Source organism: Thalassococcus halodurans (assembly GCF_900108225.1).
GTDB classification, from domain to species: domain Bacteria; phylum Pseudomonadota; class Alphaproteobacteria; order Rhodobacterales; family Rhodobacteraceae; genus Thalassococcus; species Thalassococcus halodurans.
This window is the reverse complement of sequence record NZ_FNUZ01000003.1, coordinates 134,777-147,499: the sequence shown is the minus strand read 5'-3', so window position 1 is coordinate 147,499 and position 12,723 is coordinate 134,777. Positions and strand designations below refer to the sequence as shown.

Annotated in this window: 13 protein-coding genes; 4 read left to right on the top strand and 9 right to left on the bottom strand. The window is 58.1% G+C overall.

Annotated elements, in window-relative coordinates; genetic code table 11:
• Positions 1-36 precede the first annotated feature (36 nt).
• The 3 genes from C4S59_RS10655 (at position 37) to C4S59_RS10645 (ending at position 5,143) form a co-directional block, all read left to right on the top strand.
• Positions 37-1,215, top strand: a complete 1,179-nt coding sequence (locus tag C4S59_RS10655; protein ID WP_103910493.1) for an aminotransferase class I/II-fold pyridoxal phosphate-dependent enzyme — start codon at positions 37-39, stop codon at positions 1,213-1,215.
• Positions 1,216-1,251: 36 nt separating this feature from the next.
• Positions 1,252-4,371, top strand: a complete 3,120-nt coding sequence (locus tag C4S59_RS10650; protein ID WP_103910492.1) for a DNA translocase FtsK — start codon at positions 1,252-1,254, stop codon at positions 4,369-4,371.
• A gap of 169 nt (positions 4,372-4,540) precedes the next feature.
• Positions 4,541-5,143 (top strand): LolA family protein, encoded by a 603-nt coding sequence (locus tag C4S59_RS10645; RefSeq protein WP_103910491.1) that lies wholly within the window; start codon positions 4,541-4,543, stop codon positions 5,141-5,143.
• A gap of 434 nt (positions 5,144-5,577) precedes the next feature.
• Here the strand turns inward: C4S59_RS10645 and C4S59_RS10640 are convergent, their stop codons facing one another.
• A complete protein-coding gene (locus C4S59_RS10640) occupies positions 5,578-6,171 on the bottom strand; it encodes a transglycosylase SLT domain-containing protein (protein ID WP_103910490.1) in 594 nt (197 codons plus the stop codon).
• Positions 6,172-6,450: 279 nt separating this feature from the next.
• Here C4S59_RS10640 and hspQ point away from each other — a divergent pair, with 279 nt between their 5' ends.
• Positions 6,451-6,777, top strand: coding sequence for a heat shock protein HspQ (hspQ, locus tag C4S59_RS10635; protein WP_103910489.1), 327 nt, complete (start codon positions 6,451-6,453; stop codon positions 6,775-6,777).
• Positions 6,778-6,784: 7 nt separating this feature from the next.
• On the opposite strand, the gene C4S59_RS10630 is transcribed toward hspQ, so the two are convergent.
• The 8 genes from C4S59_RS10630 to C4S59_RS10595 form a co-directional block, all read right to left on the bottom strand.
• Positions 6,785-7,828, bottom strand: coding sequence for a threonine aldolase family protein (locus C4S59_RS10630; RefSeq protein WP_103910488.1), 1,044 nt, complete (start codon positions 7,826-7,828; stop codon positions 6,785-6,787).
• Between the two features lie 17 nt (positions 7,829-7,845).
• Positions 7,846-8,319, bottom strand: coding sequence for a YcgN family cysteine cluster protein (locus C4S59_RS10625; protein WP_103910487.1), 474 nt, complete (start codon positions 8,317-8,319; stop codon positions 7,846-7,848).
• Positions 8,316-9,248, bottom strand: a complete 933-nt coding sequence (locus tag C4S59_RS10620) for a bifunctional riboflavin kinase/FAD synthetase (RefSeq protein ID WP_103910486.1) — start codon at positions 9,246-9,248, stop codon at positions 8,316-8,318. The genes C4S59_RS10625 and C4S59_RS10620 overlap by 4 nt, the downstream gene beginning before the upstream one ends.
• Positions 9,249-9,329: 81 nt before the next feature.
• On the bottom strand, positions 9,330-9,773 hold the full coding sequence (locus C4S59_RS10615) for a MaoC family dehydratase (protein ID WP_103910485.1): 444 nt from the start codon (positions 9,771-9,773) through the stop codon (positions 9,330-9,332).
• A 102-nt stretch (positions 9,774-9,875) separates the two neighbouring features.
• Positions 9,876-10,748 carry a TIGR01459 family HAD-type hydrolase gene (locus C4S59_RS10610; protein WP_103910484.1) on the bottom strand — a complete coding sequence of 291 codons (873 nt, stop codon included), beginning with the start codon at positions 10,746-10,748 and terminating at the stop codon, positions 9,876-9,878.
• 57 nt (positions 10,749-10,805) lie between these two features.
• Positions 10,806-11,090, bottom strand: coding sequence for a DUF1294 domain-containing protein (locus tag C4S59_RS10605; RefSeq protein ID WP_103910483.1), 285 nt, complete (start codon positions 11,088-11,090; stop codon positions 10,806-10,808).
• On the bottom strand, positions 11,090-11,734 hold the full coding sequence (gph, locus tag C4S59_RS10600) for a phosphoglycolate phosphatase (protein WP_200813210.1): 645 nt from the start codon (positions 11,732-11,734) through the stop codon (positions 11,090-11,092). Before gph ends, C4S59_RS10605 begins: the two co-directional genes overlap by 1 nt.
• A gap of 48 nt (positions 11,735-11,782) precedes the next feature.
• Positions 11,783-12,703 carry a manganese-dependent inorganic pyrophosphatase gene (locus tag C4S59_RS10595; protein WP_103910481.1) on the bottom strand — a complete coding sequence of 307 codons (921 nt, stop codon included), beginning with the start codon at positions 12,701-12,703 and terminating at the stop codon, positions 11,783-11,785.
• Between the last annotated feature and the right edge of the window lie 20 nt (positions 12,704-12,723).

Sequence of the window (12,723 nt, the reverse complement as noted above, 5' to 3'; positions counted from 1 at the left end):
GGGACAAAGAATTCCCGCATTCAGAGGCAGTAAATCATGTTCCCCGAGCGGTTTTCGAACCTTCCGGCATACGCGTTTCCGCGCCTTCGTGCGCTATTGGACACCCATCCTGCGGGTGGCCCTGTTCAGCATATGACCATTGGTGAGCCCAAACACGCCTTCCCTGACTGGGTGGGTGATGTTCTTGCGCAATCGGTTGCCGAATTCGGCCGCTATCCCCCGAACAACGGAACAGATGAACTGCGCGCCGCGATCCGCGACTGGATCAAGCGGCGCTATGGCGTCACGGTCGATGCCGAAACAGATATCATGCCGCTGAACGGCACGCGCGAAGGTCTGTACAACGCGGCCATGGCGCTGTGCCCCGAAACCAAGCGCGGCAAACAGCCTGTCATTCTGACACCGAACCCGTTCTATCAGGTCTATGCGGTTGCAGCCGCGTCTGTCGGGGCCGAGGCCGTCTTTGTGCCCGCCACCGCCGAAACCGGACATCTGCCGGATTACGAAGGCCTGCCCGCCGAGGTGCTGGACCGCACGACGCTGGCCTACATCTGTTCGCCCGCCAACCCGCAGGGCGCCGTTGCCAGCCGTGACTATTGGGAACGCCTGATCGCGCTGGCCGAAAAACACGATTTCCGCATTCTGGCCGATGAATGCTATTCCGAGATTTACCGCAACGAAGCCCCCACAGGCGCGCTTCAGGTGGCGCGCGACATGGGAGCCGATCCTGAACGCGTAGTGATCTTCCATTCGCTGTCCAAACGGTCGAACCTGCCGGGCCTGCGTTCGGGCTTTGTCGCAGGTGGACCGGAGTGCATCAGCCGCATGCAACAGCTGCGCAATTACTCGGGCGCGCCGCTGCCGTTGCCTATTCAGCGCGTGTCGGAAAAGGTCTGGGCGGACGAAGCCCATGTGATCGAAAACCGAGCACTTTATCAGGAAAAGTTCGCCTTGGCGGACCGCATTCTTGGCAACGTGCCGGGCTATCAATCGCCCGAAGCAGGCTTTTTCCTGTGGTTGCCGGTCAACGACGGCGAAGAGGCCGCGCTGAAGCTGTGGACAGAAACAGGCGTTCGGGTGCTGCCCGGCGCATATCTGTCCCGCGACACGGCTGCGGGCAATCCGGGTAAGGAATACATCCGCGTGGCGTTGGTTGCGTCCGCACAAGAAACAGAAGACGGGCTGACGCGTTTGCGCGACTGCCTGTACGACTGAACCATAAAAAATAAAGACCGATAAAAGAGGCGAAACATGGCATATCAGGCACGGGGAAGAGACCCCCTTTTCGACAGCGACGTACAGGCCGCTATCGAAAAACGCGGGAAGGAATTGATTGGCTTGGCGCTGATCCTGCTGGGGCTGATGGCCGCAGCGATGATTGCGTCCTATTCCCCTGACGACCCGTCCTGGATCTCTGCCACCGATGCGCCCGTTCAAAACTGGATGGGCCGTCTGGGTGCCTCGATTGCCGCGCCTTTGTTCATGATCGTCGGCGCTGGCAGCTGGGCCATTTCGCTGGTCCTGATTGTCTGGGGCGTGCGCCTTGTCCTGCATAAAGGCGATGAGCGCGCTGCTGGCCGTGTGATCTTTGCCCCCATCTGGGTGGCGCTGGCTGCGATCTATGCCTCGGGTCAGAATGCCGGTGCCGAATGGAGCCACAGTTTCGGTCTGGGTGGTCTGTTCGGTGACATGATGATGGGCACGTTTATGGGCCTTCTGCCTTTTGGCGCCGCCATTTCGCTGAAAATCGCGATGGTTCTGATGGGACTTGCGCTTCTTGCCATGGGCGCATTCGTATTGGGCTTTACGCGCGAAGAACTGTCCCGCATCGGTCGTTTCCTTGTGGTGGGTGTCATCATGACCTACGCCACGATCCTCAAGCTTCTGGGCCGTGGTGCTTCGGGTGCGATGCATGGGGCCATGTCCATGCAAGAAGCCCATCGTACCCGCCGTGAACAGCGCCGTGTCGAGGCAGAAGAAGCCGCCGCTTGGGCCGCTGCGCAAGAGGCTGTTGCCCAGCCCGCCGTGTCCCGCGTGCGCCGTGCCGAAATGCCTGCTGCACCCGAAGACACGCTGATCGAGCCGGACATGTACGCCGATTACGCCGGTCAACAGTATGCGCCGGAACCTGTTGTTGAAGAAAAACAAAGCTTCCTGTCGCGCATGCCGTCCCTGATCAAACGTCAGGAACCGCTGCCTGAACCGGAACTGGTTGAACAGGTCATGGTGGACGACGTCGAAGCACCGGCCAGCGACCGCATCAGCGCCAAGATTTCCGACGCCGTCAAAGCCCGCCTGCGCACCACACCGCAGGCGCGGATCGAAACCGAAGCGCCGCTGACCAAGGGCCGTGGCCGTCGTCCTGATCCGCTGATCGCCAACACAACACCACGCAGCGCAACGCTGCGCGCCGAACCGCCCCTGACGGCAGGCCATGCGCCGGTTGAGATGGAAGCACCGATGGTCACCGATATGCCCGTCGAGGCCGCAGCACCCGTTGCGACCGGCGGCATGAGCGCCTTGTCCGCTGCTGTTCAGGCCGCGACCAACCGTTTGGCCGCGCAAAAGCAGCGCATCGAACAGGACATCGCACATGAGCCTGCGCAACTGACGCAGGACACGCGGGTCGATGACTATGCCCCGATGGCGGACTACGAAGATGACGCCAATATCTTCGAAGATATCGATGACGAAGAAGACGTCACACCGATCACGTCCTACACAGCAGAACCCAGCGCCGCCCCCGTTCAACAGCCGAAAAAAGTGGTTCAGCCGCTGAACCGCAAACCGCTGCAACCGTCCAAGCGCGCGATCGAAGAGTCCGCTCCTCAGCTGAAGTTCGAAGACAATTCGGTCGAATACGAACTGCCGCCGCTGTCGCTGTTGTCGAACCCTGAAAACGTCGAACGTCACCATCTGTCGGATGAGGCGTTGGAAGAAAACGCGCGCATGCTGGAATCCGTTCTGGATGACTACGGCGTCAAAGGTGAGATCGTGTCGGTCCGTCCGGGCCCCGTTGTCACCATGTACGAACTGGAGCCCGCGCCGGGCCTGAAAGCATCGCGCGTGATCGGCCTTGCCGACGATATCGCCCGTTCCATGTCGGCGCTGTCCGCACGTGTGTCCACTGTTCCGGGTCGTTCAGTTATCGGTATCGAACTGCCGAATGATAATCGCGAAATGGTGTCGTTCCGCGAAATCCTGTCGTCACGTGATTACGGCGATGGCAACCAGAAACTGCCGCTTGCTTTGGGCAAGGACATCGGCGGTGATCCGGTTGTTGCCAACCTTGCCAAGATGCCCCACCTGCTGATCGCGGGTACCACGGGGTCGGGTAAGTCCGTTGCGATCAACACCATGATCCTGTCGCTGCTCTACAAGCTGTCGCCGGATGAATGCCGGATGATCATGATCGACCCGAAAATGCTGGAACTGTCCGTTTACGACGGCATCCCGCACCTTCTGTCGCCGGTTGTGACCGACCCGAAAAAGGCGGTTGTCGCGCTGAAGTGGGTCGTCGGCGAAATGGAAGACCGCTATCGCAAGATGTCCAAAATGGGCGTGCGCAACATCGACGGCTACAACGGCCGCGTCGAAGAAGCGCTGCGCAAGAACCAGATGTTCGAACGCACCGTCCAGACCGGTTTTGACGATGAAACCGGCGATCCGATCTTCGAGACCGAAGAATTCGAACCCAAGAAAATGCCGTACATCGTCGTCATCGTCGACGAGATGGCCGACCTGATGATGGTCGCCGGCAAAGAGATCGAGGCCTGCATCCAACGCCTGGCGCAGATGGCCCGTGCGTCCGGTATCCACCTGATCATGGCGACCCAGCGTCCGTCCGTTGACGTTATCACAGGTACGATCAAGGCGAACTTCCCAACCCGTATTTCCTTCCAGGTCACGTCGAAAATCGACAGCCGTACGATCCTTGGCGAAATGGGCGCGGAACAGCTCTTGGGGATGGGCGATATGCTGTACATGGCGGGCGGTGCGAAAATCACCCGCTGCCACGGCCCGTTCGTATCCGACGAAGAGGTCGAAGAGGTCGTGAATCACCTCAAGGCCTTTGGCCCGCCGGAATATATCTCGGGTGTTGTGCAGGGTCCGGATGACGACAAAGCCGATAACATCGACGCGGTTCTTGGCCTGAACACAGGTGGCAACACCGATGGCGAAGATGCGCTGTACGATCAGGCCGTCGCCATCGTGATCCGCGACCGCAAATGTTCGACCTCCTACATCCAGCGCAAACTAGCGATCGGCTACAACAAAGCTGCCCGACTGGTCGAGCAGATGGAAGACGAAGGCGTTGTGTCTTCGGCCAACCACGTCGGCAAACGCGAAATTCTGGTGCCGGAACAATAAGCCACCGTAACGGTTGAATACCCAAGCGGGTCGCAGTCTTGCGGCCCGTTTTCATTTGGACCCACGGTGTTATCCGGCAACAATCGGCTGGTTATCGCTTAGCACCGCGACAACGTGCAAAGTCGGTCTTATATGAAGAACAGGAACACAACCAAGGACCGAACCACCTATGCCTAAACACCTGCTTACAGCGGCTCTGACAGCATCACTGGTCGTCTTCTCAGCAAGCTCGGCCATGGCCGACAAGCTGTCGCTGAATGCGATTTCCAACTATTTAAACGGTATCAAAACGGCAGATAGCCCGTTCACGCAGATCAACGCTGATGGCACCATTTCGACAGGTACGATTTCCCTGTCGCGCCCGGGTCGTGCACGGTTCGACTATAACCCGCCTGAAAAGGCGCTGGTGATGGCGAACAACGGCACCGTTGTGATCCTTGACCGTAAAATCAACGGCACGGCGGAAACCTATCCGCTGAACCAGACGCCGCTGTCGATCATTCTGGCGGCAAACGTGAACCTTGCGCAGGCCAACATGGTGACCGCGCATGGCTACGACGGCACTGCGACGATTGTCACTGCGCAGGATCCGCGCAATCCTGAATACGGCTCGATCCAGCTGAAATTCACCGACAGCCCGACAGAACTGCGTCAATGGATCATCACCGATTCCGGCGGCAGCCAGACAACGGTAATCTTGGGTGGTTTAGAAAAGAAATCACTGCCCAGATCCCTTTTCAATATCCGCGATGAGATCGACAAGCTGAACTGACCGGTTGCAGGAAAATGTTATCACGGCAAAGGCGGGGGCAACTCCGCCTTTTGCGTTTTTAGTACATGCTTTTCGTCTGAAATAAGTTGGCAGCGCAGCGAGCCCATTTATGATGGGGGTCGATAGGGTCTAGCGCTGACATATCTCTAATCCGCAGATCACCCAGCCCCAAATAATATCCAGAACAAACAGTCAGACGGAGGCCATAATGATAATCACCCGCGCGGCATGTGCTGCGGTGACGTGGCTGGAGCATGTCAGCGACGACGACAACGCTGGCTAGGAATAAGGGGGGCTTTGCCCCCTTGGCCTTCGGCCAATTCCCCCAAGGTATTTGAAGAAAGAAAATACCTAAGGACTGCGCGCCAAAACCGAGGACGCAGGCCATAGGCCGAAGGACGAGCTAACCTGTGCGGCGTAGCCGCGCCATTGGATTATCTGGCGTGACGGCATTCCGCCAACTGGATCTCATAGATCAAGGACCGTTGTCCCACTTCATTTGCCACGCGCAATAGCCAAGACTTATTGTTGTAGCTGCCGCGTTTAAAGCCGGTGCGGCCTTCGTGATAGGCAAGGTACTGGTTGCGGGCGTCACGCAGCGAAATGCCAAGGCTGTCGCGGCTTTGTGCCATGTACCAACCCATGAAGTCCGTGGCGTCGCGGATGTTGTCGCGACGTGACCGCGACCCGCCTTCGGACTGTTGGTATTCTCTCCACGTGCCATCCAGCGCTTGGCTGTAGCCAAAGGCCGAACTTTGGCGCCCTGTCGGGATCACACCCAGTTTGTATTGGAACGGGGTGCGCGCGTTGCCGATGAATTTCGACTCTTGATAGATCGTGGCCATCTGCACGTGCATCGGCACGCCCCATTTGCGTTCGGCGGCCCGGAAGGCGCGAACATAATGCGGGCGTTGCGCAAGGATTGCGCAGGCATCATCAAGGTTTTTGGGCGCGGATGTAGAGCCACCACCCCCGCCGCAGGATGCGACGAGAAGGACAATCACCAATGCGCGAAGAGTTCTGCTCATTTGCCTCTCGCTATTTTTTGCTGCTTTCAGCTTTTTGATTGCATTCAATATACCGGAATTCGCCCGAAGGTGAAAACACATTTCGTTGCATCAGCGGGATTGTGGCGGATTGAAACAGCGGCAAAATACCTTTGTATCCAAAGTGCGAAAAAATCCGCAAAAGATACAAAATGTTAACTGTAGGACTATCGTCCACACAGTGTTTCCAACCAAAATGTGGCCAAAAGTTGAACAAAATGCGATTGAAAGGTTATTATTAGCCCGTTAGGGATATCGTCTATGCACTCGCAACGCGCCAAATATAACCTCGGCCAAGTGGTCCGACACAAAAAACACCCCTTCCGCGGGGTGGTTTTTGACGTGGACCCGGAGTTTGCGAATACCGAAGAATGGTACGAGGCGATCCCCGAGGACAGCCGCCCCACCAAGGAGCAGCCGTTCTACCATCTTCTGGCGGAAAACGATCAGAGCTTTTACGTGGCCTACGTGTCCGAGCAGAACCTGATTGCCGACTATTCCAACGAACCGGTCGAACATCCCGATGTGGCGGACATGTTCGGTGCCTTCAACGAAGGCACCTACGAGCTGCATTTCCAGCTGAACTGATCGAGCCTTAGCCCGCTTTCACCAGACTGATGAATTTGTCGATGTTGTCTTGGCTGATGGACCAGTCACAGACCAACCGGCCTGTCAGCATTTCGTTCGGATCGTCCCCTTCGAACGTGCCTTCCCACAGGTAATACATCGCGCCAGCGGCCTGCAGTTTCTGATGCAGGTGACGGGGCACATCAAAGAACACCATGTTGCCCTTGGGTTCATTGCGGATCGTTGCTGCGCCTGTCAGACCTTCGACCAGATGGGCGGCGTTGGCGTTGGATTGCTGCGCCAATGTCATCCACAGATTGTCGTCCAGATAGGCGTCCATCTGTGCCGCCAGGTAGCGATGTTTCGAAAACAGATGGCCCCCGCGTTTGCGGCGCAACTCGAATTCCCACGCTTTGTCAGGATCGAACATCACCACCGCTTCAACGCCCATCAGGCCGTTCTTGGTGCCGCCAAAGACAGCGACATCGACGCCGGCCTTCCACGACATTTCGGCTGGCGTGCAGCCAAGCGCCATGCAGGCGTTGGCAAAGCGGGCGCCGTCCAGATGGACGGGCAGGTTATAGTCCTTGGCCACCGCCGTCAGCGCGTGCAGATCCTCAAGGCTATATAGGTTGCCGTATTCGGTGATCTGGGTGATCGACACGGGGCCGCGCTGCGGGCCGTGAACGCCGCGTACCTCTTCGCCTTCAATGGTCGCACGCAAGGCATCGGGGGTCATCCGGTCGCTGCCCGGAACCAGCGTCAGCTTGCCGCCGCCCATGTAAAACTCGGGCGCGTTGCATTCATCGACGTTGATATGGGCAAGTGGTGTGCAGAACACTGTCTGGAACGGTTGGCAGTAATTGGCCAAGGCAATGCTGTTTGCGGCTGTGCCTGTTGCCACCAGATAAACGGCGGCGTCGGGCGCTTCGAACAGGTCGCGGATGCGGTCTTGGACGCGGGCTGTCAGATCATCGCCGCCATAGCCCGGAACATAGCCTTCGTTCGCACGTGTCAGCGCCTCAAGCGCTTTGGGGTGGAGGGGGCCGGCGTTGTCCGATGCAAAGTACATTGCGCGTTCCTTAGGTCTTAGATGGGTTCGTCGATAATGTGATTTTCCCAGTCGTCATCATCAACTTCAAATTCTGCAACGGTGGCATCGCGCATACTAACGCCGGCGTCATGCACGCTTTCAGGCGTACCAGAAATCAGCGGATGCCAATCATAAAGGTTCTGTCCCGACCACAGCAGATAATAGGCGCAGGTCTTCGGCAGCCAATAGGCGTGCTCTTCGATGTTCTGCGGGGTCATCACGATGCATTCCGGTACGAACTGGTGGCGGATGTCGTATTGCGAACAGCGGCAGGTGCTATCGTCAAACAGGCGACAGGCCACGCGGGTCAGGGCCACTTCGCCTGTGTCGGGGTCTTCCAGCTTGTTCAGACAGCATTTGCCGCAGCCGTCGCACAGCGCTTCCCATTCCGCTTTGTTCAGCTTGGAATAGTGTTTCTTCTCCCAAAAACGGGGGGAAAGACCGTCGCGTTTGATCGGGTCATCGCTCATAGCGCACCCAGAATATCCCGCGCCTGACGGCAGTCTGCATCCATCTGGTCAATCAGCGCCTGAAGCCCGTCGAATTTTTCTTCGGGGCGCAGGAAATCGACCAGCCCGATGGACAAGGTCGAGCCATACAGATCGCCCGAGAAATCGAACAGGAAGGTTTCAAGGTTCGCACGGTTCTCGCCAAACATCGGACGCACGCCCAACGATGCCGCGCCGTGGTAGGTGCCCTTGTGGGGGCCGTCCAACACATCGACCAGAACGGCATAGACGCCGAACTTGGGTGGGTGCAGCCCGTCGATGGACATGTTTGCTGTGGGATAGCCAAGTTCTCGACCGCGCTGTTCGCCGCCGATCACCTTGCCTTCGATCCGGTGCCAGTGGCCCAATTGTGCCGCCGCATCCCGTGGGCGTCCTTCGCTAAGCGCTGTGCGGATCGCGGTGGATGATACCTGACCTTCTGTGCCTTCCAGCAGTTCTGCAATCGTCACCCCAAACCCCATTTCCTTGCCAAAGGTCTGTAAATCCTGAACGGTGCCGGACCGGCCCTTGCCGAAACAGAAATCGGCACCAACCACGACGTGTTTTAGCCCCAGTCCACGGGTGATCACGTTTTCAGCGAATTCGCGTGGGGTCAACGCGGCCAAGGCGGCGTTGAAGTTCAGCTCGTACAGCCGTTCAACACCCAGCTTTTCCAACCGCGTGGCGCGGGCCTTTGGGCTCATCAGGCGGAAGGGCGGGGCATCGGGGGCGAAATATTCGCGGGGGTGCGGTTCAAACGTCACCACGCCCAGCGGGGCAGACGGATCAGCCTTGCGCGCGATCTCGATCACGGATTGGTGGCCGATATGTACACCGTCAAAGTTACCGATAGCGGCGCTTGCGCCTCGGTCTTCGGGGGTTACGAATTGATAGTCGCGGATGATCCTCATGGACCGAGGGTTATCTTTCCCCTTAGGCAGGCGCAAGAAGCCTGCGCCTGTTGGGCCGAAATAACGCGGCGGAGGATGGGATCAGTCGAACTTCCGGCTGGGTGCCAGAACAGTCGCTTCGCCAATCAGCACTTTCTTGTCGTTGACCGAGCAATGGCAATCCAGCTTGACGCGGCGCTTGGCCAGATCGATGTCGATGACCTTTACTTCGGCATAGACAACATCACCGGGGCGCACAGGGCCCAGGAACTTCAGCGTCTGACCCATATAAATCGTGCCATGACCCGGAAGCTGTTCACCGATCACAGCCGAGATCAGGCCAGCAGTCAGCATGCCGTGGGCAATCCGACCTTCAAAGATCGTGTCCTGCGCATAGTCTTCGTCCAGATGCACCGGATTGTGGTCTGTCGAGACCTCGGCAAACATCTCGATGTCTTTATCGGTGACCTCTTTACGAAGATGACGGGTCATGCCCATCTCGATGTCTTCAATGCAGATCGTGCCGCGAGGCATATTATCGAGCATTGGTCTCTCCATATTCAGCGGTCCGGTAATAAAAGTCGCACATGTTTGCTATTCGCGCAACTTTATTACTTTGCAGGCGCAGAAAATCAAGAGAAAAGATGATTACCGCAAAAATCCGATTGAGAAGGTTGGAGCGATTTTTTCCTTTTGGATATAATCGCTTAGCGCGTCCGCATCCGGTTGATCGACGGTTTTCGTCTCCTGCGACGCTAAGCCGCCGGTAATGAAAAGCGAGTCGATGTCTTCGCCCATGGCCCCATCGACGTCTGTGTGGGGCCCATCGCCGATAGCCAGAATCGCGGCATCCGAGGCATCGACACCCAGTTCGGTCAAGCGACGGCGCGCCAGATCGTAGATCGGCGGGTGGGGTTTGCCAAAGTACAGGCTCTCGCCGCCCATCTCGGTATAAAGCCGCGCCAGGGCACCCGCGCACCATTCACGGCGCTCGCCACGGTCCACTACGATATCGGGGTTCGCGCAAAGCAGCTTCAGACCCTTTTGCTTGGCATACAGGAACTGCGGGCGGTTCACATCGGGGTCCGCGTGCGGATCAAACGGGCCGCAGCAGACGATGCCTTCAGCCTCTTCCAGCGGCACCTGCTGGATATCGACAGGGTTGTCGATGATCGCCAGAGGTTTGAAGAACGACTTGTCGTGATCTTCACCCATGAACCAGATTTTCTGACCCACAGCGCCGGTGAACATCGCAGCCCGCGCAGAATCACCCGATGTCGCGATGGTGTCCCATGCATCATCCGGAACGCCCATTTTGGTGATCTGGCGTTCCACGCTGTCACGGGGGCGCGGCGCGTTCGTCAGCAGCACGACTTTACCACCCTTGGCCCGAAACGCCTGAAGTGCCGCGACGGCGTCGGGATAGGCCTCGATCCCGTTATGCACACAGCCCCACAGATCGACGAACAGCGCGTCATAGCGGTCGGATACCTCGGAAAGGGACTGGATGATCTGGGTCATAATGGGCCTCTGAGTTCTGTTATCTTCGATATGACGCGTGGCAGGCGAAAAATCCAGTCACGGGCGAACGCCGGTGAACCAAATCACGCCCAGCAGGATGACCCACACGGCAGGAATAGAATTCAATGCGGTGCGAAAAGGTTCCTTGCGCGTCTTATGCCGGAACCTGCGCTGCGCCAGTTTTGCGCCACCCCAGCCGCCCAACAGCGCGAGTGTCAAAAGGCTGCTTTCCGATATCCGCCACAGCCCTTTGGCTGCCCGTCGTTTGTCTTCGGCAAAGGCGGCGAAGGCCGCGATATTGATCAGAACCAGAAAGCCTAGGGCCGTCAGAACAGGTTCCATCACGCGTGTGCCGCGACCAGATCAGGCAGGGCGGCGAAATCGGTGAAGCTAGCCGCATGGGGCAGATCAGCCACCGGCCTTTTGCGATAGCCGCCTTCAAACAGCAGAAACGGAATGCCGGCGCGGTCAGCCGTTTCTGCATCCACTTCGCTGTCGCCCACATAGATGCGTGGCCCGTCGCCAAGCGCATCGCAGGTTGCCAGCAGCGGCGCAGGATCGGGTTTGCGCAAAGGCAAGCTGTCACCGCCGGTGACAGCGGGAAAGAACGGCTCTAGCCCCATGTGCTTTAGAATGGCCCGCGCAGGGACCTCGGGCTTGTTGGTGCACAGGCCAAGCGCGTGGCCCTGACCCTGAAGCACTTTCAGCGCATCAAGCACACCGGAATACAGCTGCGTCAGGTCCTTGGCGTTCTCGTACCCTTCCAGAAACAAACGCAGCATCTCTGCTTCGCGTGCCTCGGGCAGATGGCGGGCTTCGCGCATCTTGCGGACAAACACACCCGCGCCATTGCCGATAAAGGAAATCGTTTCGGCCAGATCCAAGGGCGCTGCGTCCATCGCGGACAGAACGTCATTGGCGGTCGCCCGAATATCCGGCGCGCTGTCGATCAGCGTGCCATCTAGATCAAATACAACAATCGCCATAATGCCCCCCGCATATGAAAAAGGCGCCCCGAAGGACGCCTTGTTCGATCAAACCTTCAGGTTCGGAATGATCTGTTTCTTCCGGCTCATGATGCCCGGCAGCACAACCGTGTCGCCGCTGACCGATGCGGCAAAGCTCTTCTCGGCCACGGACTTCACCAGATCGTTCGGCACCAGCAGGGTGGCCTCTTCTTTCAGAATGTCGACCACGAACAGCAAAACCTGATCAACGCCGTCTTCGGACTGAACGGTTTTCATGGTTTCCATCAGGCTGTCCTTGCGGTTCAGCGGGATGTCAGGGGCCGTGGTTTCCAGAACCGACACGCGGAACTTTGTGCCGTCGACTTCGTATTCCTTGCTGTCCATGCGGATCAGTTCGGCATCCGAGAACGCGGAAACGTCGGATTTCGCAGCAAACATTTCTGCCGCCAGTTCACCGATGTTCACACCCAGATCGTCGGCCAGCGCGTGGGCAACTGCCTTGTCTTCCTGTGTTGTTGTGGGCGAACGGAATTCCAGCGTGTCGGACAGGATACATGTCAGCATCGCGCCTTTGACACCCTCGGGGGCTTGCGCCAGATCCTTGCCGATCATTTTCCACATGATGGTTGCTGTACATGCCAGCGGCTCAACGCGGATTTCGATCGGGCCTTTGGTTTCCAGACCGCCGACCAGCTTGTGGTGGTCGATGATGCCCTGGATGTCGGCGTTGTTGACGTTCGCAGGCAGTTCGGCAGGGTTGTTCGTGTCCACGATGACTACCGGCGCGCCATCTTCGACGTCTGCAATGATTTCGGGCTTGTCCAGACCCCAACGCTCCAGCATGAACGCCGCTTCTGTGTTCGGCTCGCCCAGCAGGACCGGCTTGGCCGCTGTGCCTTTGATCTGGTTCAGATACCAAGCCCAGATGATCGGGCTACCAGTAGAGTCTGTGTCGGGCGATTTGTGGCCGAAGACCTGAATCGTCATGGGAGGTTTCCTTGTCAATC

Bases quoted from the DNA above. Each gene is read 5' to 3' on its own strand.
- C4S59_RS10655 (WP_103910493.1), top strand. From the start codon at position 37: ATGTTCCCCGAGCGGTTTTCGAACCTTCCGGCATACGCGTTTCCGCGC.
- C4S59_RS10650 (WP_103910492.1), top strand. From the start codon at position 1,252: ATGGCATATCAGGCACGGGGAAGAGACCCCCTTTTCGACAGCGACGTA.
- C4S59_RS10645 (WP_103910491.1), top strand. From the start codon at position 4,541: ATGCCTAAACACCTGCTTACAGCGGCTCTGACAGCATCACTGGTCGTC.
- C4S59_RS10640 (WP_103910490.1), bottom strand. From the start codon at position 6,171: ATGAGCAGAACTCTTCGCGCATTGGTGATTGTCCTTCTCGTCGCATCC.
- hspQ (WP_103910489.1), top strand. From the start codon at position 6,451: ATGCACTCGCAACGCGCCAAATATAACCTCGGCCAAGTGGTCCGACAC.
- C4S59_RS10630 (WP_103910488.1), bottom strand. From the start codon at position 7,828: ATGTACTTTGCATCGGACAACGCCGGCCCCCTCCACCCCAAAGCGCTT.
- C4S59_RS10625 (WP_103910487.1), bottom strand. From the start codon at position 8,319: ATGAGCGATGACCCGATCAAACGCGACGGTCTTTCCCCCCGTTTTTGG.
- C4S59_RS10620 (WP_103910486.1), bottom strand. From the start codon at position 9,248: ATGAGGATCATCCGCGACTATCAATTCGTAACCCCCGAAGACCGAGGC.
- C4S59_RS10615 (WP_103910485.1), bottom strand. From the start codon at position 9,773: ATGCTCGATAATATGCCTCGCGGCACGATCTGCATTGAAGACATCGAG.
- C4S59_RS10610 (WP_103910484.1), bottom strand. From the start codon at position 10,748: ATGACCCAGATCATCCAGTCCCTTTCCGAGGTATCCGACCGCTATGAC.
- C4S59_RS10605 (WP_103910483.1), bottom strand. From the start codon at position 11,090: ATGGAACCTGTTCTGACGGCCCTAGGCTTTCTGGTTCTGATCAATATC.
- gph (WP_200813210.1), bottom strand. From the start codon at position 11,734: ATGGCGATTGTTGTATTTGATCTAGATGGCACGCTGATCGACAGCGCG.
- C4S59_RS10595 (WP_103910481.1), bottom strand. From the start codon at position 12,703: ATGACGATTCAGGTCTTCGGCCACAAATCGCCCGACACAGACTCTACT.